Source organism: Campylobacter sp. JMF_14 EL1 (assembly GCF_027737585.1).
Classification (GTDB): Bacteria; Campylobacterota; Campylobacteria; order Campylobacterales; family Campylobacteraceae; genus Campylobacter_B.
In genome coordinates this window covers 54,353-77,186 of sequence record NZ_JAOVTW010000005.1, presented here as the reverse complement: position 1 = coordinate 77,186, position 22,834 = coordinate 54,353, and the positions used below count along the sequence as shown (strand labels likewise).

General features: G+C 41.3%; 22 protein-coding genes. 18 read left to right on the top strand and 4 right to left on the bottom strand.

Annotated features, from left to right (window positions below; translation table 11 throughout):
• The first annotated feature begins 3 nt into the window (after window positions 1-3).
• From OFN73_RS06800 to OFN73_RS06760, 9 genes are all read left to right on the top strand, one after another.
• Window positions 4-1,035, top strand: a complete 1,032-nt coding sequence (locus OFN73_RS06800; protein ID WP_270862790.1) for a M24 family metallopeptidase — start codon at window positions 4-6, stop codon at window positions 1,033-1,035.
• Window positions 1,035-1,553, top strand: coding sequence for a 2-amino-4-hydroxy-6-hydroxymethyldihydropteridine diphosphokinase (gene folK, locus OFN73_RS06795; RefSeq protein WP_270862789.1), 519 nt, complete (start codon window positions 1,035-1,037; stop codon window positions 1,551-1,553). The genes OFN73_RS06800 and folK overlap by 1 nt, the downstream gene beginning before the upstream one ends.
• Window positions 1,550-2,323 carry a nucleotide-binding protein gene (locus tag OFN73_RS06790; protein ID WP_270862788.1) on the top strand — a complete coding sequence of 258 codons (774 nt, stop codon included), beginning with the start codon at window positions 1,550-1,552 and terminating at the stop codon, window positions 2,321-2,323. Before folK ends, OFN73_RS06790 begins: the two co-directional genes overlap by 4 nt.
• 14 nt (window positions 2,324-2,337) lie before the next feature.
• Entirely contained in the window at window positions 2,338-2,940 is a 603-nt protein-coding gene (locus OFN73_RS06785) for a TIGR00730 family Rossman fold protein (protein ID WP_270862787.1), read from the top strand.
• The gene (mnmA, locus tag OFN73_RS06780) at window positions 2,937-3,968 is read left to right on the top strand and encodes a tRNA 2-thiouridine(34) synthase MnmA (protein WP_270862786.1); all 1,032 of its coding nucleotides are present in this window, start codon (window positions 2,937-2,939) and stop codon (window positions 3,966-3,968) included. Before OFN73_RS06785 ends, mnmA begins: the two co-directional genes overlap by 4 nt.
• Window positions 3,969-4,590: 622 nt before the next feature.
• Complete coding sequence (gene metE / locus OFN73_RS06775) at window positions 4,591-6,867, top strand: 5-methyltetrahydropteroyltriglutamate--homocysteine S-methyltransferase (protein WP_270862785.1); 2,277 nt, start codon at window positions 4,591-4,593, stop codon at window positions 6,865-6,867.
• A 58-nt stretch (window positions 6,868-6,925) separates the two neighbouring features.
• Complete coding sequence (locus OFN73_RS06770; RefSeq protein WP_270862784.1) at window positions 6,926-8,437, top strand: MBOAT family O-acyltransferase; 1,512 nt, start codon at window positions 6,926-6,928, stop codon at window positions 8,435-8,437.
• The gene (locus OFN73_RS06765; RefSeq protein WP_270862783.1) at window positions 8,438-9,520 is read left to right on the top strand and encodes an SGNH/GDSL hydrolase family protein; all 1,083 of its coding nucleotides are present in this window, start codon (window positions 8,438-8,440) and stop codon (window positions 9,518-9,520) included.
• Window positions 9,513-10,541 carry a GDSL-type esterase/lipase family protein gene (locus OFN73_RS06760; RefSeq protein WP_270862782.1) on the top strand — a complete coding sequence of 343 codons (1,029 nt, stop codon included), beginning with the start codon at window positions 9,513-9,515 and terminating at the stop codon, window positions 10,539-10,541. Before OFN73_RS06765 ends, OFN73_RS06760 begins: the two co-directional genes overlap by 8 nt.
• 459 nt (window positions 10,542-11,000) lie before the next feature.
• Here the strand turns inward: OFN73_RS06760 and OFN73_RS06755 are convergent, their stop codons facing one another.
• Together OFN73_RS06755 and putP are read right to left on the bottom strand one after the other, a co-directional pair.
• Window positions 11,001-11,543 carry an HD domain-containing protein gene (locus OFN73_RS06755; RefSeq protein WP_270862781.1) on the bottom strand — a complete coding sequence of 181 codons (543 nt, stop codon included), beginning with the start codon at window positions 11,541-11,543 and terminating at the stop codon, window positions 11,001-11,003.
• Entirely contained in the window at window positions 11,543-13,048 is a 1,506-nt protein-coding gene (gene putP, locus OFN73_RS06750) for a sodium/proline symporter PutP (protein ID WP_270862780.1), read from the bottom strand. Before putP ends, OFN73_RS06755 begins: the two co-directional genes overlap by 1 nt.
• A gap of 99 nt (window positions 13,049-13,147) precedes the next feature.
• Between putP and OFN73_RS06745 the strand changes: the two genes are divergently transcribed.
• The 7 genes from OFN73_RS06745 to OFN73_RS06715 all read left to right on the top strand — a co-directional run bounded on the left by OFN73_RS06745 (window position 13,148) and on the right by OFN73_RS06715 (window position 19,307).
• Entirely contained in the window at window positions 13,148-13,855 is a 708-nt protein-coding gene (locus OFN73_RS06745; RefSeq protein WP_270859767.1) for an amino acid ABC transporter permease, read from the top strand.
• A complete protein-coding gene (locus OFN73_RS06740) occupies window positions 13,848-14,576 on the top strand; it encodes an amino acid ABC transporter ATP-binding protein (protein ID WP_270862779.1) in 729 nt (242 codons plus the stop codon). The genes OFN73_RS06745 and OFN73_RS06740 overlap by 8 nt, the downstream gene beginning before the upstream one ends.
• A gap of 11 nt (window positions 14,577-14,587) precedes the next feature.
• Window positions 14,588-15,316: a basic amino acid ABC transporter substrate-binding protein gene (locus OFN73_RS06735; RefSeq protein ID WP_270862778.1), complete on the top strand. Its 729-nt coding sequence runs from the start codon at window positions 14,588-14,590 to the stop codon at window positions 15,314-15,316.
• A gap of 63 nt (window positions 15,317-15,379) precedes the next feature.
• A complete protein-coding gene (locus tag OFN73_RS06730; protein ID WP_270862777.1) occupies window positions 15,380-15,982 on the top strand; it encodes a hypothetical protein in 603 nt (200 codons plus the stop codon).
• Window positions 15,975-16,589: a thiamine phosphate synthase gene (gene thiE / locus OFN73_RS06725; protein ID WP_270862776.1), complete on the top strand. Its 615-nt coding sequence runs from the start codon at window positions 15,975-15,977 to the stop codon at window positions 16,587-16,589. Before OFN73_RS06730 ends, thiE begins: the two co-directional genes overlap by 8 nt.
• Window positions 16,576-17,352, top strand: coding sequence for an undecaprenyl-diphosphate phosphatase (locus OFN73_RS06720; protein ID WP_270862775.1), 777 nt, complete (start codon window positions 16,576-16,578; stop codon window positions 17,350-17,352). Before thiE ends, OFN73_RS06720 begins: the two co-directional genes overlap by 14 nt.
• Window positions 17,353-17,612: 260 nt before the next feature.
• Window positions 17,613-19,307 carry an ankyrin repeat domain-containing protein gene (locus tag OFN73_RS06715; protein WP_270862774.1) on the top strand — a complete coding sequence of 565 codons (1,695 nt, stop codon included), beginning with the start codon at window positions 17,613-17,615 and terminating at the stop codon, window positions 19,305-19,307.
• A gap of 171 nt (window positions 19,308-19,478) precedes the next feature.
• On the opposite strand, the gene OFN73_RS06710 is transcribed toward OFN73_RS06715, so the two are convergent.
• A complete protein-coding gene (locus OFN73_RS06710) occupies window positions 19,479-20,792 on the bottom strand; it encodes an aminotransferase class V-fold PLP-dependent enzyme (protein WP_270862773.1) in 1,314 nt (437 codons plus the stop codon).
• Between the two features lie 125 nt (window positions 20,793-20,917).
• Between OFN73_RS06710 and OFN73_RS06705 the strand changes: the two genes are divergently transcribed.
• The gene (locus OFN73_RS06705) at window positions 20,918-21,727 is read left to right on the top strand and encodes a DUF234 domain-containing protein (protein WP_270862772.1); all 810 of its coding nucleotides are present in this window, start codon (window positions 20,918-20,920) and stop codon (window positions 21,725-21,727) included.
• A gap of 71 nt (window positions 21,728-21,798) precedes the next feature.
• A complete protein-coding gene (gene efp / locus OFN73_RS06700; protein WP_270859759.1) occupies window positions 21,799-22,365 on the top strand; it encodes an elongation factor P in 567 nt (188 codons plus the stop codon).
• Between the two features lie 83 nt (window positions 22,366-22,448).
• On the opposite strand, the gene OFN73_RS06695 is transcribed toward efp, so the two are convergent.
• Window positions 22,449-22,757, bottom strand: a complete 309-nt coding sequence (locus OFN73_RS06695; RefSeq protein ID WP_270862771.1) for a hypothetical protein — start codon at window positions 22,755-22,757, stop codon at window positions 22,449-22,451.
• Window positions 22,758-22,834: the final 77 nt, after the last annotated feature.

Sequence of the window (22,834 nt, the reverse complement as noted above, 5' to 3'; positions counted from 1 at the left end):
CAGATGAATTACATTTTAAGGGATACTAACGCCGTATTTTGGGAGTGCGGATATGCGTGCGATAACTGCATATTTCTAGCTCTTAATGGCGCGCGTTTTTTTATCACAGACGCTAGATACAGCCTCGAAGCTAGCGAGTTAGCCAAAAATGCGCAAATCGTGCAAAGCTCGGATTTAACCTTTTCTGCGCGTAAAATTTTGCGCTCTTACAAGGTGCGGGCTGTGATTTTTGATCCTAATGATTTTAGTTTTGGCGCGTTTAACGCACTAAGTAAAAATTTAAAAACGCGCTTTATCCCAAAGCCAAATTTTAGCCAAATTCGTCGCACGATAAAAAGCGAAAATGAGCTTGAAATACTGCGCACTGCGGCTAAAATCGGCGCTAGCAAATTTGATGAATTCGCCAAATTTGTGAGCGAAAATGGGCTTGGTATGAGCGAAAAAGAGCTATTTTATAACGCGACTTTGATTTTCAAAGATAGCGGAAATTTAGCCCTTAGCTTCGAGCCGATTGTGGCGATTAACCAAAACGCCGCCAAGGCTCACGCTCTGCCTAGCGATGAGCGTTTAAAAGATGGCGATTTGCTTTTATTGGATGCTGGGGTGAGGTATAAAAACTACTGCTCGGATCGCACAAGAACGGCGAAATTTAGCGCACAAGAGGGAATAAATTTTAGCAAAAATCAAAATTTTGGCGATACGAAAAAAGATAAAATTTACGCCATTGTAAAAGAGGCTCAAAAACGCGCCATAAACGCCGTAAAACCTGGTGTTGCTGCGCGCGAAATAGATAAAATCGCGCGAGATTATATCGCAAGCGAGGGCTTTGGGGCGCAGTTTTTGCACTCTACGGGGCACGGCGTGGGCGTGGATATCCACGAACTGCCGATTATTAGCCCGCGCTCGAAGGCCATTTTAGAGGAAGGCATGATTTTTAGCATAGAGCCTGGGATTTATTTGCAAGGCGAGTTTGGCGTGAGGATCGAAGATACCGTAATCGTGACAAAAAATGGTTGCGAGGTCATGAGCGAATAATGCAAATTCTAGCGCAAAAAAACGGATTTTTAAGGCTAAATGAGGCTGTGCGAGTGATAAAAAGCCGGAATTTCCCGCGCAAATTCCCAAAAAAAGAGAATTTTAAATTTTGCTATATTTTAGGGCTTGGCGGAAACATAGGCGACAGCAGGGCAAGGTTCGAGCGTGTGTATCGCCTGCTACAAAAAAATCCGAATTTTTTCGTTTGCGCTTCGTCGCAAATTTTAGAAAACAAGCCATTTGGGTTTTTAGAGCAGAGCAATTTTTTAAACGCTACGCTATGCGTGCAAAGCTCGCTTGCGCCGAATTTAATGCTAAAAACAATGCAAAAAATCGAGCTTAAATTTGGGCGCAAACGAAGCTTCAAAAACGCCCCGCGCACGCTAGATATTGACATTTTGTATTCTAGCGCGAAAATTAGGCAAAACGAGCGCTTAATCGTGCCGCACCCAGGCGCGGCAGAGCGCATAAGCGTGATTTATCCACTTGGAAGTATGATTGAAAAAGGTTTGGTATGAAAAATAAAATTCTAACATTTCTAAGCGCAAAAGGGGGAGTTGGCAAGAGCCAGATTGTGGCGAATTTCGCTCAAATTTTAGCTAACGCAGGATACTCTGTGGCCGTGCTAGAAGTGCCAAATTTCAATAACCAAGAGATAATCTTAAACGCTAAAATCGACAAAAACCAAATTTTTGTTTTCGCAAACTCTCAGGCCAAGGGGCTTAAAATTTTGCCAAATTTGACACTGATTGCGCCAAATGACGGCGTGTTTTTGAGCGAAAATGGCGCGATAGAGAGCTTTTTGGGCGCAACGCTTGGCGCGGATATGTTTGATTTCATCTTAATCGACGCTTCGCTAGATTATGCGAAAAAACTAGTAGAATTTGACACCGAGCCGATTGTGGTGTGCGCGAACGAACCCTGCGCTATCAGCAACACTTACGCGTTTTTGAAATCGCTAAATTTGCCACAAAAAGAGATTTTGTTTTTGATGAATTTTGCCTCTTGCGAGGACGAGGCTGTGGGGATATTCGAAAATCTAAAATCCGTGGCCCAAAAGAATTTGGGCGAGGTGAAATTTGGGCTAGTTGGCTTCATGCCTTATGATAAATATGTCTTTATAAACGCCCAAAATAGGGAGCTTTTCAGCATTTCGCGCCCGTTTTGCAAGGCTAGTATCGCGCTTCGTGATAGCGTAAGCAGGACGCTGGTGGCACTTGGGCTTGAAGCTTTGCCAAAGCGCGGCACTTTTGGTGGCTTTCTAGGAAAGCTTAGTAATTTAATCTAAATTTTAATCACACAATGCAAATACGAGAAATTTTACAAGATATCAGAACGGCGAAAAATAGCCTAAATTTCATTGAGCCGGGCGTTACGATTTTTGGCTCAGCGAGGCTAAATGCGAGCAATCAATATGTCAAAGACGCAGAAAAACTCTGCGCGGTGCTCGCTGATATGGGATATGCGGTCATCACAGGCGGAGGCGGCGGGATAATGCGCGGGGCAAACAAAGGCGCATTTGCTCGCGCAAAAGCCCCAAGCGTGGGCTTTAACATAAAACTTCCCTTCGAGCAAAAAAGTAATGCGTTTTTGACTCACGATGTGCATTTTAAAACCTTTGCCCTTAGAAAAGGCGCACTCATCGCAAATAGTGAAATTTTCGTCATTTTCCCAGGCGGGTTTGGGACGATGGACGAGCTGTTTGAGGTATTAACCCTCAAACAAACAGGCTTTAAAACAGCCCAAATTTACCTATACGACGCCAAATTTTACGCCCCTTTGGTGGAGTTTTTCAAAAGCTCAATGTTAGCTTTGGGGACGATTGATAAGGGTGATTTGGCGGGATTTAGGCTCTGTTTTAGCGTAGAAGAGATAATAGAGCACATCAAAAAGGAGAAAATTTGAAAATCATGGTCGCCCTAAGCGGGGGCGTGGATAGCTCGATGAGCGCGAAGCTTTTAAAGGACGCTGGGCACGAGATCGAGGGCTGCTATATGAAGCTACACGAAAAGCCAGGCTATCACGAGAAAAATATCGAAAAAGTGCGCAAAGTAGGGGAGTTTTTGGGGATAAAAATGCATATTTTGGATTTGCAAGATGAGTTTAGGCGCGAGGTTTATGAGCCATTTGTGCGCACATACCAAAACGGCCTTACGCCCAATCCCTGCGCGCTGTGTAACCGCACAATCAAACTTGGCAAGCTTTTGGAATTTGCCCATAAAAGCGGCTGCGAACGCCTAGCCACTGGGCATTATGTGCGCGTGGAAAATGGACTTTTAAAAAAGGCGCGCGATGAGAGCAAAGATCAAAGCTATTTTTTGGCAAATGTTAATCCAAATGCCTTAAAATCTATGATTTTCCCGCTTGGCGAAATGCTTAAAAGCGAGGTCAAAGCCAAGGCTAGCGCGTATCCAGAGCTCATCGAAATTGCCGCACAAAGTGAGAGTAGCGAGATTTGCTTCGTGGATAAAACATATATCGAAATTTTACAGCGCCACACAAACACCAAAACCCCGGGCGTGGTAAAAAACGCAAATGGCGAAATCATCGGCACTCACGAGGGCTATATGCATTATACAATCGGCAAAAGGCGCGGGTTTCGCATAGACGGCGCGCATGAGCCACATTTCGTGCTAAAAATCGACGCGCAAAATAACGAAATCATCGTCGGCGGGCGCGACGAACTCGATACTTACGAGTTTTCGACGCGAAATTTAAACGCATTTGTGAGCGTAGATGAAATTTTAAACAGACCAAATTTGGGCGTGAAACTTAGATATCGAAGCACGAAAATCCCTGTAAAAATCGCGCTAAACGAGCGTGGCGGGGTTAGTGGCACGCTCTCTCAGCCAGCAAATGGCGTAGCTGGGGGACAGCTGGCGGTTTTTTACGACGAAGAGGACCGCGTGCTAGCCAGCGGGTTTATTGAGTAAAATTTTAAATTTGCAACGCTAGCCATTGTCATTGCGAGCGAGTGTAACGAGCGAAGCAATCCAGTAAAATTTAAAGCAAAATTCTACTTAAATTTAGCATTGAACGATTTTATGAATTTAACCTGCGCCGTGCTTTTTTCGTAAGGGGGAAGGGGGCTTGAATTACTCTGCTTAGCTTCGCTCGCAAGGAATGCCGGCTGTCGCCGTCGCTACGCTCATTTTGCGAGGTCGCTCCCCTTCCCCCTTACAATCCCCCTACCCCCGACGACGCTTTACAAGGTGGCTAAATTTAGAAAAACTTCGTTTTTCTAAATTTAGCTGATTTTATTTTACTGAAATGCTTCGCATTTCTGTGCAATTGCAAAGTAAAATTCCGGGGCAGTGTTTGTGGAAATTAAAATTTCAAAATTTTATCTATATCAAAGCAAAATAAGGCTAAAATGCTCAGATTAATTTGAAATTTAAAGGAAGCAATAAATGCGCTGTCCCATGGCGACTTGATATTATCGGTGTTTTTCTAGGGCTAATCATTTATTCACGCATATTCATGCCGCGCTAGCGGCGCAAAATTCAGACTTTTTCTCAATACAATTTATAAAATTTTAAAACAAAAAGGATAAAAATGAAAAGTTATATCACAGGTTTTCCGCGCATTGGCGAACAACGAGAACTTAAAAAAGCATTAGAAAGCTTTTGGGCAGGAAAGTGCGAACTTGGCGCACTAGAAAAGGTAGCAGACGAGCTAAAAGATCGCCACATAAAATATCAGCTTGATGCTTGGACTGGCTTAATTAGTGTAAATGATTTCTCATTTTATGATTTAATGCTTGATAATAGCGTGCTTTTTGGTGCAGTGCCCCAAAGATTTGCAAATTTGAGTGGAGCGGAGCAGTATTTTGCGATGGCGCGTGGAAACAAAGACGCCGTGGCAATGGAAATGACAAAATGGTTTAACACAAACTACCATTACATCGTGCCTGAAATCAGCAAAAACACAAAATTTAGCCTAAATGCAGACAAAATTCTAAACGAATACAAAGCAGCTAAAAACAACGATTTTAAGGATAGTTGCGCGTTAAAGATAAATTTAATCGGACCGATAACCTATCTAGCGCTTTCGAAAAGCACGGACGGGGGCGAACCGCTAGCCAAACTCGATGAGCTAGTAGAAAAATACGCCGAGCTTCTAGGCGAGATTTCAGCCCTTGATAACGAAGTCGTCGTTCAAATCGACGAGCCGATTTTTGTAACCGATAGGGGCGTGGAGCTAACGGGAAAAATTGCACCTGTTTATAACAAGCTAAATTTGGTCGCAAATAACATTAAAATCGTATTTATGACATATTTTGAGCACGCCACAGAAGCGTTAAGGGAAGTCGTTAAAACGGACATTTGGGCTGTGGGGTTAGACTTTGTCTATGCGAGTAAAGAAAATATCAAAGCCGAGCTTGAAATCTTAAAAAATGCCAAAACTACGCTATTTGCAGGAGTTATTGACGGACGAAATATTTGGAAAAGCGACATTGATAAAAAGTTAGAATTTTTGGAATTCATCTCCCAATATGTCAGCAAAGATCGCCTTTATGTGGGAACTTCGTGTTCGCTTTTGCATGTGCCTTTTACACTAAAATATGAAGAAAAACTAAACCCTGAGATTAAATCGTGGCTAAGTTTTGCGTGTGAAAAACTCGAAGAAGTCTGCATTTTAAGCCACCTTTTCTTTAAAATTCCAATCTGTGATAGCGGTATCAAAAAATATGAAGAAAATCGCAAATCTGCCAAAACACGCCTAAATTCGCCGTTAATCCACGATATAGCGGTGCAAAATCGCGTGAAAAATTTAACCAAATTTGAGCGAAGTGATAAATTTGAAGACCGCATTAAAATTCAGCGCGAAGCCCTTGCTTACGGCGATTTGCCGACCACGACGATAGGCTCTTTCCCACAAACAACCGAACTTCGCCAAGTTCGCAACGCTTATAAAAAGGGTCTAATTAGTAAGGAAGCCTACGAAAAAGATATAAAAGCCTATATCGATGAGTGCGTGGCGTTTCAAGAAGAGATTGGGCTTGATATTTTAGTCCATGGTGAGCCTGAGCGAAACGACATGGTTGAGTATTTTGGCGAACAGCTCAAAGGCTACGCATTTAGCGCAAATGGCTGGGTGCAAAGCTACGGCAGTCGCTGCGTAAAACCGCCACTTTTATTTGGCGATGTTTCGCGCCCTGCACCGATGACCGTAGAGTGGATAAAATACGCGCAAGGCAAAACAAGCAAGATTATGAAGGGTATGCTAACAGGTCCAGTAACCATTATGAACTGGTCGTTTGTGCGTGATGATAAGCCTAGAAGCGAGGTTGTCAAGCAACTAGCTTTGGCAATTAGCGATGAAATTTCTGATTTACAAGTTGCAGGTATTAAGATAATCCAAGTCGATGAAGCAGCCTTTAAAGAGGGCTATCCGCTTCGTAAGGAAAATATCAGCCAATACGAAAATTTCTCGGTGGGCGCGTTTAAACTCGCAGTTTCAAGTGCAGACGCTAAGACGCAAATTCACACTCACATGTGCTATTCTGAATTTAACGATATTATCAAAACGATTGAAGCAATGGACGCCGATGTCATCAGTATAGAAACGGCGCGTTCTGGCAATGAACTTTTGAAAATTTTCAAATCTGTCGGCTACAAACAAGAAGTAGGACCTGGCGTGTATGATATACACAGCCCTCGCGTGCCAAGTGTAGAGGAAATGGTAGCGCAAATTAACGCACTTTTAGAAGTTTTGCCAAAAAGCCAACTTTGGATAAATCCTGATTGTGGGCTTAAAACTCGCAAATGGGAAGAGGTAAAACCAAGCCTAAAAAATATGGTAGAAGCTGTAAAAATCGTAAGAGGATAGGAGTAATGCGGCGCGAGCAGGGCGGTGCAAAGCCCTGCGCGCTTCATAATCAATCAAAATGACATTTTTTTCGCCCGAGTTTATTTTGCTTTTTACGCTGTTTTTTGCCCTGTATTGGTCGCAAAAAGACAGCGTCTTTATCCAAAAAATCCTAATTTTGGCTGCAAGTTACGGCTTCGTCTGCTCTGTAAGCCCAAAATTTGGCGCGATTTTGTTTGCTTACTCGTGTTTTGTGTATAGTGCGGGTAAATTTTTAGAGCGAAATTCCAGCAATTCTGCCATTTTATCGGCAGTTTTTGGCTCTATTTGTTTTTTGTGTTTTTTCAAATATTTTAGCCATATTAGAGAATTTTTCGCCATTGTTACAAATTTTTTTGGTCTCTCCCCAATCGAGTCAATCGCCCTGCCACTGGGCATTTCATACTATACTTTTATGTCGATAACCTATCTCGTGGCTGTGGGCAAAAAGCAGTGCGAGGGGGCGGATTTTTTGAGCTTGCTTTGCTATCTGGCGTTTTTCCCAAGCGTGGTAATGGGCCCCATAGGTAGGGCAGTCGCGCATAAAAACTCCAAAGGATACACTAAAATTTATCCGGTTTTGCCACAATTTAATCAAAAAAAGAGCTTTAAAAACGGCGATAAAATTCTCGCGCTTTTTATCATCGGCGCTTTTAAAGTTCTTGTTGTTTGCGGTCATCTCACGCCGTTTGTGGGCGAGATTTTTAGCAATATTTACGATTTTAGTGAGGTTAGCGCGCTAAAAATTGTGCTGGCGATTTTGCTTTATTCTTTTGTGATTTATACGAATTTTAGCGGATTTATCGACATTGCGCGCGCCTTAGCGCTGGCACTCGGATTTGCTTTGCCGCGCAACTTTCACATGCCATATACTGCGCGAAATATCGATCAGTTTTGGGATAGGTGGCATATCAGCCTTTCTACCTTTATCCGCGATTACATTTATATCCCGCTTGGTGGGAATTGTGGCTGGGGTAAAAAACTGCCAGTAAAGCTCAAAATCGGCGCAAAGAAAAAGAAAAAAGCCAAAAAAGAGATAATCGAATTTGTCGAAGTGCGCGGTGCGTGGAAGTTTTGGCGTATGAATTTGAATATAATGCTAGCATTTTTGCTCTCTGGAATTTGGCATGGAGTGGGGCTAAATTTCGCCATTTGGGGGGCGTTGCATGGGGTTGCTTGCGTGTGGTTAAAATGCCTACGCGCCTGCAAAGTAAAGCCACTAAATTTACACTTTTCTAGGCTGATTACATTTATCTATGTCAGTTTTGCGTGGGTGTTTTTCGCAAACACTGATTTTAGCGAGATTGGCGCGATTTTCTCGGCTTTAATCACAGCGCCGATTTATCAGAGCAAATTTGAAATTTTGCTAGTTTTGGCTGTTTTGATTTTTGTTTTGATTTATCCTAAATTTTTGGTTACAAACCGCCTAATTGAGGGCTTTTTAAAGAGATTGCCATTTTGGTTAAAAGGTATAGTTTTGGGCGCGGTTTTTTGCGCGATTTATCTTTTGATGCCAAGTGGAATTCCAAATTTTATTTATGCGAGTTTTTAGATGATTAAATTTTTGTTTTCGTTGGTTGTGGCGTTTTTGATTTTAGCTTTTTTTGCGCAAAATTCCTTGATTTATTACGCGAATTCGCGCTTTGGCTCGAATTTTGGTTTGGAAGAGTATTTGGCGAATTCGCCTTTGAGATTTGGGGGCGAATTGCAATCAAACATTAGCCAAAAAATCCAAAATTTCACGCCAAATTTAAAGGCGAAATTTGCGAGCCTCTCTCCGCAAACAGCCACTTACACGCTCGCTAGTAACACTGCGCCCATTATTGCTCCAAGCGATAAAGACGCAATCATTGAGCGTGAGCTTAAAAAAATCGAAGCAGTTAAGCTAACTGACACAACTCTGCCTAAAATTGATAACAACAAAAGCGCGAATTTAACCGCGCCAAAGCCTAGCGAGGCGAACGAAACCGCGCCCGTTTCCAAGCCAAAAATTGCGAAAAAATCTAATGAAAAAATCGCGCTTAAAGCCGGTCAAACCGTGCTATTTATCGGCGATAGCCTAATGCAGTATGTGGGTATGAGCGCTAAGAAATTTTTTCCAAAATCAGGGCTAAAAGTGCTTGATCTTAGCAAACAATCAACCGGCCTAGTCGATAAAAAGGGGCACAACTGGCAACAGGTTTTATCCGAAAATTTGGCAAATAACGAAAATATCGGGCTAGTGGTGGTGTTTTTGGGTGCGAACGATACTCACCCGCGCAAAATCAACGGAGCTGTGCGAAGCGTAGGGAGCGAGGTTTGGAGCGAATTTTATGCTAGTAGGGTCAGGGAGATTTACGATACTGCCGAAAAATACGGCGCAAAGGTGCTGTGGCTGGGGCTTCCGTGCATGAACGAAGCGAAATTTGAGCAAAAAACCGAGGCGATTAACAAAGTTTATAAAAGTGTGAATAAAGAATTTGGCGAAATTTACATGCCTACAAGCCCATTTGTGTGCGAAAACGGCGCATACAAGGTCTATCTCAAAAACGGCAAAAACCAAATTCGCGTCCGCCAAGACGACGGGATCCACATCAGCAAAAAAGGCTGCGAAATCATAACCCAAAAAATCTTAGCAAGGATTAGCGTTGAGTAGCCTTGCACGCGCGCTTTTCGCGGTTTTGCTCTGCATTAGTGGCGCGCTAGCGCAGGGCTTTGGGGTGAAGTTTTTGGGCGATTCGCACCTAGGAAGCGACGCGCTAATACAGGCATTTAGAGATGAATTTTTTGGTGGAAGCGACGATAGTGTGGGCTTTATCGCCCCGCTAATGCCTAAATTTCACGCTAGTGAGGCAGTGAGATTTAAAAACGAGGGCTTTGAGATTATCTCATCGCGCAGGGATACAGACCCGGATTTCCCGCTATGCGGGGTTATCGCAAGGGCGAGAAATGGGGCGAGCTTGCAAATTGAGCTTAAAAAACTAAGTGGCGACTTTGAGGTCGAAGTGCTTCACAGAGTGGGCGGAAATGGCGAAATTTTCGAGATTATCGACGCTAATGGGCGGAAATTTCGCATAAATCATCTTTTGCGAAATTCTTGGGAATACACGCGTTTTACGCTCGCTTTTCCGGTGCAAATCCGCTCTTTGCGCGAGGGTGCGGAGCTTGGCGGGTATAAAATTTACCGCAAAAATGGCAGTTTCGCCGATAGTTGCGCAAGTAATGGCGCGTATTCGAGCGTGTATCAAAAATGGGGCAAAAACGCCTTTATTAGGGATTTGGCGCGACTTGATTACGAGCTTTTTATTATCGCTTATGGCACAAACGACGCCCTTGATAGCAACTTTGACGAGGCGAAATTTTACGCGACTCTTCGGGGGCTGGTGCGCTCGCTTCGCAAAGGCTCGCGCAGGGCAAAAATCCTGCTACTCGCCCCGCCTCGCAGCCCCAAAGTGCCAAACGCCCATCGCGCAGCGGCCGTGATAAGGCACCTAGCCAGCGATATGGGGCTTATGTTTTATGATTTTGATATGGCGATGAGCGAGGACGGAGGCTGGGAGGGCTGGCGCAAAATGGGGCTAATCCGTCCCGATGAAATCCACCTAGAAGCTGGGGGTTACGAGAGGCTTGGGCGAAATTTAGCTAGGCTTTTGAAGCGAAATTTGATAGAATTTTAAATTTAGCATAACCCGCTAGCGCAACCTTTTAAACACTGCCCCGAAATTTCACACTAAATTTCAAAGAAATGCGAAGCATTTCCGTAAAATAAAATCAGCTAAATTTAAAGCGAAGCTTTAAATTTAGCCACCTTGTAAAGCGTCGTCGGGGGTTGGGGGATTGTAAGGGGGAAGGGGAGCGACCTCGCAATTCAAGCCCCCTTCCCCCTTACGAGAAAAGCAAAATTTTGCCTAAAATTTAAAAAATAATTCAATGCTAAAATTTAGGTTGAATTTTGCTTTAAATTTTACTGGATTGCTTCGAAAACTTCGTTTTCTCGCAATGACAAATTAGGCAAAATTTACGCTTGATTTGTCATTGCGAAAATTTTGCGTTAGCAAAATTCGTGGCAATCTATGAATTTAAAATTTCGGGGCAGTATTTTGCAGAAATTTAAAATTTAAAATTTCACTGCTGTATCAGGCCTGGTGCAGTTCTCTCATGCCTTTTATGCAGATTTCTACGACCTCTTTGATATCCATGCTAAGCATTTCGCAACCCTTTAAAATCACGCTTCTATCGCATTTGGCTGCGAATTTTTTATCTTTAAATTTTTTCATTACACTGCTAGCGCCTAAATCCGCAAAGCCGTTTGGGCGCATTTTGGCGCAGGCATCGATTATGCCTGTTAGCTCATCGACGCAAAATAGGCTCTTTTCTAAATTTGAAATCGGCTCGACATCGGTGCAAATGCCGTATCCGTGGCTTAAAATCGCTCGCACGCTAGCTTCATCTACGCCAGCGCCCAAAAGTGGCCCCTTCGTGTGCGCTAGGTGCTCGTGCGGGAATTTTTCGTAGTCGAAATCGTGCAGATAGCCGATCGCTTGCCAGTATTCTTTATCCTCGCCGAAATGCTCCGCCATAGCCCCCATTGCGGCCATTACATTTTCGCAATGCGCTAGTAGATTTGGCTGTGAAATTGCGCCTGAGATTAAATCTTTTGCCATTTTCAAATTTAGCATTATTTTTTCTCGCTTTCGTTTCGTGCTTTCATTTTTTCAAATTCGATTGAAATTTCGCTTAAATTTGGCTCGTCCGCCATTTTATCTAGCACGGAGTTGTATTTATTGACTAGCATTATGGCAATCATCGAAAATGTAAATCCAGGCAGTAGCGAATAAATATAGCCCGATAAATCGGCAATTATCCAGATTATGACGGTGATTCCGCCCACTAGCATGCCACACAGCGCACTTAAAGCGCTCATGTGCCTAGAATACAGGCTAAAAAGCAGCACCGCGCCAAAACTCGCACCAAAGCCCGCCCAAGCGTGTCCGACGATATTTAAGACGCTATCGTCCCACAAAAACGCCGCAATCGTAGCTAGCACCGCGATGAAAACGACCGCGAGACGGGAGACTAGGGTTTGCGTGGCTGATGAGACCTCTTTTTTATAAAATGCGAAAATGAAGTCTTTCGTAACCGAGCTAGCACTGACCAAAAGCTGGCTAGAAATCGTGCTCATAATAGCAGCTAGCACGGCCGAAATAATCACGCCAAGGATAAATGGGTGGAAGAAAATTTTGCCAAGTTCTAGGAAAATTTTCTCTGGATCGCTGATAGATAGGGAGTTTTGGTGAAAATACACTAGGCCGATTAGTCCGCTAGCCATCGCCCCAAGCAGTCCAAAAACCATCCACGAAATGCCAATTCTGCGCGCAGAGCTCATCTCGGCTGAATTTCTAATCGCCATAAATCGCACGATGATATGAGGCTGTCCGAAATAGCCAAACCCCCATGACAAAAGCCCCAAAATTCCAAGAAAAGTTTGCCCCTCAAACAGATCCAAATGCGACGGACTGATTTTTGATACCTCGCCCCAAAAGCTCGAACTATCTGGGATTTGTAGCGCATTAAACGAAAATGCTGGAATCATAATTAGCACTATAAACATTAAAGCGCCTTGGAAAGCGTCTGTTATCGCCACAGCCTTAAATCCACCAAAAAATGTATAAAACACAACGATACAAATCGTCGCAATCGCGCCGTAAGCGAAATTTAGTCCGAAAAATGTCTCAAAACTCTTTCCACCTGCGATGATTCCGCTAGAAACATAGAGTGTGAAAAATACGATAATCAAAAGCCCAGAGATTATGCGCAAGGATTTTGTTTTGTCTTTAAATCGATTTTCCAAAAAATCAGGGATTGTAATGCTATCGCTTGCGACCTCGGTATAAATTCTAAGCCTTTTTGCGAGAAATTTATACGCACACCACGCACCGATACAAAGTCCGATTGCAATCCAAACCGTGCTAATTCCAGTAGCAAAAAACGCCCCAGGAAGCCCTAGAAGCATCCAACCACTCATATCGCTAGCACCCGCGCTAAGAGCTGTTACAAAGGGATTTAATCTGCGATTATCGATGAGGTATTCGCTTAGGCTTGCGTTTTTGTCGTAGTAGTGTCTGCCGATGATGACGAGGGCTAGGAAATACATAGCGATCGAGGCATAGATCCAATAATTCATTTTCCACTCCTTAAAAGGTGCGATTTTATCAAAATTTACTTGAAATTTATCAAAATTTTAGTATGCTTTTAGGCTAAATTTTAATTTAAAGGCTGGGGATTGAACGAGAGAATTTTAAAGATTGTTTTTTCGTTGATTATCATCTGCGCAGGAATTTATTTTTGCTATCCAGATAACTTAACAGACGCGCGCAAAATGGCGCTTGTAAATGCTTATGGTGTCACGCTGATACTCACAAGTGGTGGTATCGCGCTTGGTATAGTTTTGGGATTTATTTTGGCGTTTTTGAAATTTTTGGATAATAAAATTTTAAATTTTATCATTGATGAGTATGTCGATATCATCCGTGGCACGCCGATAATCATACAGCTTATGATTTTTGTCTTTGTCGTTTTTGCGACTTGGCAAAACAACATTTTCGCCGCAATCGTAGCGCTAGGTCTTAACAGCTCAGCCTATGTTTGTGAGATCGTCCGTAGTGGAATAAACAGCGTCGATCGCGGTCAAATGGAGGCTGCGCGCGCTATGGGTCTGTCGTATTCGACAGCGATGAAAGTCATTGTTTTCCCGCAAGCGATAAAAAATATCTTGCCAGCTTTGGCAAACGAATTTATCAGCCTTTTTAAAGAAACTTCGGTCGTGGGACTTGTGGCGATTACGGATTTGACATTTTATTCAAAAAGCCTGCAAGCCTCGCTATATACGGTTCAGCCGATACTTTTCGCTGGTGTGATTTATTATGCGAGTGTGAAATTTTTCTCGCTTTTGGTTAAAATTTTAGAATCAAGGTTAAATAGACATGATTGAGATTACAAATTTGAGCAAAAGTTATGGCGATCTTTGCGTTTTAAAAGACATTTCCAAAACCATAAACAAAGGCGATATTGTCGCAATCATCGGACCTAGCGGGAGTGGAAAATCGACATTTTTGAGATGTTTAAATTTGCTCGAAACCCCAAGCGAGGGCAGTATCAAAATCGGTGGCGCAGACATTACCGATAAAAAAACCGATATCAATAAAATTCGCCAAAAAGTCAGCATGGTTTTTCAGCATTTTAACCTTTTTGCGAATAAAAATGTTTTGCAAAATTTAACCCTAGCCCCGGTAAAAGCTGGAATTTATACCCCAGAAAAAGCCAAAGAAAAGGCAATGGAGCTTTTGCGAAAGGTGGGATTAGAGAGCAAGGCCCAGTCTTTCCCGCACAAACTCTCAGGCGGTCAAAAACAGCGCATCGCAATCGCTAGAAGCCTAGCGATGAACCCAGATGTGATACTTTTCGACGAGCCTACGAGTGCGCTAGATCCTGAGATGATAGGCGAGGTTTTGGCTCTTATGAAAGAGGTTGCCAAAGAGGGCATTACAATGCTTGTCGTAACCCATGAAATGGGCTTTGCACGCAATGTGGCAAATAGAATATTTTTTATGGACGGCGGAAATATTTTAGTCGATGATACGCCTAAAAATGTTTTTGAAAATCCGCAAAATCCACGCTTAAAAGACTTTTTAAATAAAATTTTAAACCATTAAAAGGAGCAGAAATGAAAAAATTTCTTAAATTTATGTTGGCAGCTAGCTTGGTTGGCTCAATTGCTTGTGCAAAAGATGTCTATGTAATGGGCACAAACGCCGAATATCCGCCATTTGAGTTCGTAGATGAAAACTCAACTATCACTGGATTTGATATTGATTTGGTAAATGAAATTTCAAAAAGAGCCGATTTGAAAATCGAAATTTTAAATATGAGCTTTGACGGCTTAATCCCAGCGCTAAAAAGCGGCAAAATCGATCTAGCAGGATCAGGTATGAGCGCGACAGCAGAGAGAAGAAACGCTGTGGATTTCACAAACTCATACTATGAAGTCGAAAATTTATATATCAAACACAAAGACGACGATAGCCTAAAAACTAAAGACGATCTTAAAGGCAAACGCCTAACAGCGCAACTTGGCACAATCCAAGAAAACGCAATCCGCGAAATTCCTAGCGCAGATGTCAATCCAGCAGAAACCGTGTTTGCTGGCGTGCTATTAGTAAAAAACAAAAAGGTTGATGCGCTTTGCGTGGATTCATCTGTGGGCGTGGAGTATTTGAAGAAAAACGACGATATCGTGGAGTTTATGAGAGAGTCTGACGGAAGCGACGGATTTGCCTTTGCTTTCGATAAGGGCAAATATCCTGAGCTTGTGGAGAAATTCAACAAAGCAATCGATGAGATGAAAAAAGACGGTTCATACGACAAACTTTTAGAAAAATACAACCTAAAATAATCCAAATTTGGCGCAAAATTTAGCCTTTTAAATTTTGCGCTTTTTTCTATTTAAAGGGCTTTTATGAAAAAACTGATTTTTATATTTTTATCGCTTTTGGTTACGAGTGCGTGTGCGAGAAATGATGTGATGTATGCGAAATTTTTAGCTTATGTTCAAGATGAAAATCTTTTTTTGTTTAAAAAAGGTGATCGCAGATTTGTTTGCACGCCAAATCAAATTTATTTAATAAACGAAAAAGACTTAAATAGATGTAAAGCGAATAATCAAGAGATTAAAAATTTTATTAAAAATCAAAAAAAAATGATAGAAAATATTATTAAACCGGGCGCAAGATATTTCGTAACCATACGCAAGCAAACAGCTAAAAAATTATATTGCGATTTTAGTACAGATAAAAAAAATCTCAGTTTAGAACTTGTAAGACAAGGTGTTGCGAGCTTAAAAAATGATGATAGCGAAGCGCTAATAGAGGCTAGTGTGTATGCTATGGAAAACAAGCGCGGTTTGTTTGGAAAAAAATATGAAAAACTCACCAAATGTGCTCTTGGGATTAAAGATGAGCCAAAAAAAGTAAAAAATGAAGAAGAAAATAATGCTAGTCAAAATTTAACTATCATTAATGCAGAAGAAAAACCAAAAATAGAAATGTCAATCAATGAGTGAAATTTACGCCCTTACCGATGATGTTTTGACGCCAAATTCTAGCGTTTTTTCGCAGGTGCGTGAAATTTTAGATAGTGGCGTCAAACTCGTGCAGTATCGCTCCAAACTCCCGCGCCAAGACGAAGCTCTCATCGCCTCGCTAATTTCGCTTTGCGAGGATTACGGTGCGAAGCTAATCATCAATGATAATGTCGTTTTGGCGAAAAAACTCCGCGCTCACGGCGTGCATATCGGCAAAGACGACGGTGAAATAAAAAATGTGCGCGAATTTTTGGGCGCAAGCTCAATCATCGGCGTGACATGTTATAGCGATATAAAAAGGGCCAAAATCGCCCAAAGCTGCGGTGCGAGTTACGCTGCGTTTGGGGCGATGTTTGCAAGCTCCACCAAAAAAGAAGCCCCGCTTTGTCCGCACGAAATCGTGCAAATGGCAAAGCGTGTGCTTGAAATCCCAGTTGCGATAATTGGCGGGATTAGCGAGCAAAATTTAGCCCAAATTTTGGCGTTAAACCCCGATTATATCGCGCTTGTGAGTGCGATTTACAGACCAAATAGCATTTCACAAAACATAAAAAATTTACAAGGTATAATCAATGGATATAATTAGTGCGATAATTTTAGGCGTTGTCGAGGGGCTGACCGAGTTTTTGCCCGTAAGCTCGACAGGACACATGATTTTGGCGTCGCATTTTTTGGGTTTGGAGCAGACAGACGCGCTTAAATGCTTCGAGGTCGTAATTCAGCTAGGCTCGATTTTAGCGGTAGTTTTTATGTTTTTCGAGCGACTTAAACAGGATTTTTCGCTTTGGGTTAAGCTAATGGTCGGATTTTTCCCCACAGCAATCATCGGATTTTTGATGTATAAGACGATAAAATCGCTATTTTCGCCTGCTACGACCGCGTATATGCTTGTCATTTGGGGCGTGATTTTTATCGTGGTCGAGCTACTTCGCAAGAAAAATCCGCCTGTGAGCCAGAGCGAACATTTTAGCGAAATTTCATACAAACAAGCCTTTATAATCGGGCTTTCGCAGTGTTTTGCTATGGTGCCGGGGACTTCTAGATCGGGAGCGACCATTATCGCTGGGCTTCTTTGTGGGCTTAGCCGAAATTTAGCAGCCCGTTTTAGCTTTTTGCTTGCGATTCCTACGATGTTTGCGGCGACTTTGTATGATACTTACAAAAACCTTGACACCTTCGCACAAAATTCGCAAAATATTTGGATTTTTCTGCTTGGTGGAGCGGTTGCCTTCGTGGTCGCGCTAATCGCAATCAAGCTGTTTTTGAGCTTTGTTAGCAAATTTGACTTTATCCCGTTTGGAATTTATCGCATAATTGTAGGAATTTTGTTTTTGGTTGTGATTTTGTGATTTAAATTTTGCTAAATTTGCTTTTGCGTGGAATTTTGCCCTTTAAATTTCGCTTCGCAAATTTTGGGATACTGCGCCGAGAATTTTATTTTTTAATTTTGCCTATAAATGTCATTGCTTCGAATTTGCGTAGAAATTCGAAGCAATCGCCAAAAGCTAAATAACAAATTTGCAAAATCGTAAATTTAAACAAATTTATATCGTGGTTAAACGATACGACCTGAATTTAAATTTACAAATAAAAAAATAAAAGGAAATATATGAAAGATTTATTGTGGATTTTACCTGTGATTTTCTTAGCTATTATACTGAGAATTGTAGAATTAGATAAGAAAAAGTCGAATTTTATAGTTACAGCAGATACTAATGTTTCACAGACAAAAGGCTTGTCAAAATATGTTACACAAGAAGAAATTTATAATTTTGCAGTGGAACATTGGGCGATTTCAAACGAAGCCGACCATAAAGACGAAAACGAAACGCAAAAAGCGTTAAGACATTTGCTAGAAACAAGACAAACAGATAAAGTGTTAGAATTTTTAAAAGATAACAACCTTTCAGCTGATACCAAACTTCAAGCAAACACTACGCCATTAATGTATAGTGCTTTTTATAACGATGAAAACACAACAAAAGAACTTATAAAACTAGGTGCAAATATAAGAGCAAAAGATAATTATAAGCTTAGTCCTATGGCATACGCTATCGAAAATAATGCAACAAAAGTAGTTAAAATTTTGTTTGATAACGGCGTTAAATTTGATGAAGTGGAAGTGGTTCAGTGGGGTCCGATTGATGCACCGCTATATACATATTGGGATAGAATTATACTTGATGATAACGGAAATACAGAATATATCCTTAAAGATGAAAAGAGAGAATTTGTGGGTGGTTCTGCTGTGTATTTATTTGATGTTTTGATTAATTCTGATTTATATGAAATTGCAGAAATGGTATTAGAAAGTGGATATAAACCATATTTATTTTTTGGTGAGCCAAAGTATGGCATGTATAGATACACAAATAGTTTAGAAGATATGTTTGCGGGAACAAGCATAGAAAAAATATATAATCGTAGCAATTTAAATCGTTCAATATTTAGTAAATTCGATGAACGAAGAGTATCTTATAAACCTATGCTAAATTTATTACTGAAATATGTAGAATTTGTGCCAAATGAAGAAACCTTGAAATTTTTTAAAGAAGAATATGAAAATTGCCATAGAAATTATCAGAATTTGATACATGATAAAATTTCATATCTTTATAAGATAGTAGATGGAAAAGATAAAATACTGCAAGATTATTTGGTGTATAAATACGCAAAAGAAAAAGGCTTAAAAGCAAAAAAACTTGAAAATGAATTGGATAGAAAAAACCAATATGCAAATCCTTATGATTATATATTGCGAAAATTAAAAGAAAACAACACAATAGTAAAACTAGAATTAAAACCAAATCCATACATAATAGAACAATATGATGAAGAAATAAATTTATATGGTAAATATTGTGGTGATGATAGCTTGGATTATAAAGTAGATTTTGAAAATTTTAACAAAGAAGATTTTATAAAATTTTATCAAAATTTTCGCATTATTAAATCTGATGAAAATTTAACTTTCAAAGATATATCGCAATATTTAGAATATAAAAATGAAACTGAAACATTTGGATATACAAAATGGTTTCAAAATATTGACAAATATGTGCGTGACAATAGAGATAATCTTATACCAAATACTAGACTTTTTCTTAAAGATAAAAATATGACATATTTTGAATATACGGAAAAATACAAAAAAGGCGAAATTGTTTTAGATGAAAATTCGTTTATAGATAAAAGACTGAAAAGTGCAAAAACAGAAGATGAAAAGCAGTTTTTTGGCATATCAAATATCGATAGAGAAGAAGTTTTAAAATTAGAAAATGAATTTTATGAAAGAAAATTTTAATAAAAGGAGCTTTTATGGCAGACATTACAACACAAGAAAGTAGTGCAGTATCGTAGGGCGGGTATCCTTTTGCCCACCGAATTTTATATTTTTATCAAATTTCATAATTTTTAATTCTTTATTTATCATTATTTTTAAACCTGGCGCAGTATTTCCGCCTTGCGGGGGCGATTAGCAACGATACTTTCCGCTGACAAAATTTATCTTAGTTCGTATTTTGACGATTTCTTTGAGCGCGTGGGCGAGATAGGCGATATCGTCCTCGTCATTGACCCATGAGAAGCTTGCTCGCACCCAGCTTGGTTTGGTCTGATTTATGGGATCTGGCGCAAGGGCTGTCAGATCAAATCCATACGGTGCTGCGCAGTCGCACCCAGAGCGCGTTTGGATTTCGAATTTAGAGCTAAGCACGGAGGCTAGGGCATCAGAGGCTAAATTTTGCATATTAAAGGCGAAAATCGGCACCCTTGGCGCGCTTAAATTTCCGTAAATTTTAATCTCTTTGATTTTTGAAATTTCATCGATAAATTTCGTATTTAGCGCGCGCTCTCGCTCTTTTATAGTCGCAAAGCCCACCTTACGGCGCAAATCTAGCGCCAAATATGCCCTAATGAGCGCCGTAATTCCCGGCGTACCGGGCTCTTCTAGCCTCTCTTTGTCGATGACGAAGCTTTGCGAGTTAAAATCAGCGTATTTTACCGCGCCACCGCCCGCAAATGTGGGCTCTGCGCCTTCTAAAAACTCTTTTTTCAGCGCCAAAATCCCGCACGCACCCACTCCGCCGATGAGTTTGTGTGCGCCAAAAAACAGCCCGTCGCAAAAGCCCAAATCCACATTATCATGCGCCACAAGCGCGCTAGCGTCGATGAAAAGTTTCGCGCCGTGCATTTTCAGCGCCAAAAACACCCGCTTATAATCGACTAAAATCCCAGTGGCGTTCGAACACGCGCTAAATACACCATAAATTTCGCGCCCTTTATTTGCGCCTAAAATTTCATTTAATTTGCCAAAATCCATAAGCCCGTCTGCACCCAGTGGCACGCGCACGAGTTCGCACAGAGCCTGACGCAGGCTGATTTCGACCGAGTGGTGCTCGTATGGAGAGATTACGATTAGTGGAAATTTCGCGCGCTCATTTGTGGCGAAATTTGTCAAATTTAGCCGTTTTTTGGTATTTGGTGGCAGGTAAATGCCTAAAATTTCCCATAGCTTCTTAATCGCGGCTGTCGCGCCAAATCCGCACGAGATGAGGTAGTATCTGCCAGCGCACCCTAGCATTTCTTTGATTTTGGCGCGCGCGTTTTCGTAGTATTCGCTCGTGGTGTGGGCGTTTTCGCCGCCAAGCGAGTGTGTGTTGGCATAAGTGCGCAAAACCCGCTCGATTTCGCGCTCGACGCTATTGCAGGCTAGCCCAGACGCGGCGAAATCGAAATATTTGAGCCCCTCTTTTAGTATTAAATCATTTTTTATTTTTTCGATTTGCATTTTTTTGCTCCAAAATTTTGTAAATTATACCTAAACTTGCTAAAATTAGCCGTTTTAGGAGGGGTGAAATTCTAGGGTTAAAACACACGGCTAGCAAATTTGGCCATTTGGAACTGGGTGAAATTTTGAAATTTCACTTCGTATTCGATGCTTTTGATATTTGCGCGAAATATGACGATGTATTTAGCGCGATAGAGACTGAAATTTTGCCGAATTTTAGGGAGATTGGCGAGAGGTTTAGTTTCGGTGGCGAGTATGAAAAAGAGCTAAAACAAGCGTTGATGAAATTTGCTAGATCAGATCGCAAAAAAATCGGTGTCGCAAAGATACTGCCCCGCTTCACCGCCCAAAAAATCACGCAAATTTTGCTAGAAGCTGGGTTTTTAAATTTAGAAAAATCACACGAAAAACGCCCCGTAAAACTGCATAAAAATGATAAATTGCCACGAATTTTAAGACGCTATCAAATCACAGACAAAGTCCATTTTAACGACAATTTCTCGCGGTTTTGGTTCAGGTTTATCGAGCCAAATTTGCAAATTTTGGCGCAGGGCGAATACGAAAAAGTCATCGGCGAGATTAGGGAGGATTTCGATAATTACGCGAGTTTTGGCTATGAGATACTCTGCCGCGAACTGCTCGCAAACTACCTAAATATCGATATTTCGCAAATTTCGAGTTATTGGGATAAAAATAGCGAGATTGATATTTTTGCGAAATTTGAGGGGTTTTTAGTCGTGGGCGAGTGCAAATACAAAGAGCGCAAAATCTCAAAAAATGTCCTAAACGAACTGCTCGCAAAGTGCGAAAATTCCGCGCTTGCGCCCGATATGGTGGCGCTGTTTTCGAAATCTGGGTTCTCAGGCGAGCTAGAAAAAATCAAAAATGATAGAATTTTGCTTTTTGATATAGAGGATTTTAAAATTTTACTTTGATTAAATTTGGCTAAATTTAAAGCTAAATTTAGTATAATCGCAGTTTTATGCAACCAAACTAAGGAGAAAAAATGGCTTATTCAATGGGCGATTTGAAAAAAGGTCTTAAAATCGAAGTTGATGGAATTCCGTTTAAAATCGTAGAGTATCAACATGTAAAACCGGGCAAGGGTGCGGCTTTCGTGCGCGCAAAACTAAAATCCTTCATCGACGGTAAGGTTTTGGAAAAAACTTTCCACGCAGGCGATAAATGCGAGGAGCCAAATTTAGAGCAAAAAGATATGCAATACCTTTATGATGACGGCGAGTATTGCCAATTCATGGACACAGAGAGCTACGAGCAAGTGGCAATCGCTGACGAGGATGTGGGCGAGGCGAAAAAATGGATGCTCGATGGCATGATGGTTAGCATTATGTTTTACAACGGCAAAGCGATCGGCGTGGAAGTTCCGCAAGTAGTCGAGCTAAAAATCGTCGAAACTGCGCCAAATTTCCGTGGCGATACACAAGGAAGCAATAAAAAACCAGCGACCCTTGAAACTGGCGCGGTCGTGCAAATCCCATTTCATGTGCTTGAAGGCGAGGTTATTCGCGTAGATACCGTGCGTGGCGAATATATCGAAAAAGCAAACAAATAATTCTTCCTTCCCTGATTAAATTTGGCGAATTTGCAAAATTTGTTGAATTTGCCGAATTTAGCGGGGAATTTTAAATTTAATCCTTAAAATTTGTTGTTAAATTTTGTTAAATATTCTTGCGCTTTTAAACACTGCGCCGAATTTTGTTTTGGGCTTGAATTTGGTTTGCGCTTGATTTTGTTTTGCGCTTGAATTTGGTTTGGGCTAATACTGCGCCGAAATTTGGCGATATTTTTAAGCGCGTTTGCGTGGGTTTGCGTGGGTTTGCGTGGGTTTGCGTGGGTTTGCGTGGGTTTGCGTGGGTTTGCGTGGGTTTGCGTGGGTTTGCGTGGGTTTGCGTGGTTTATACTGCGCCGAAATGCGCGCGGTTTGCGCGTGTCATAATGTGTCATGATTTGGCGCTAAAATTTGCGTGCGCGGGTTGGATTGCGTATCGTATGTAAGAAATTTGGCGTTTGGCGAAATTTTG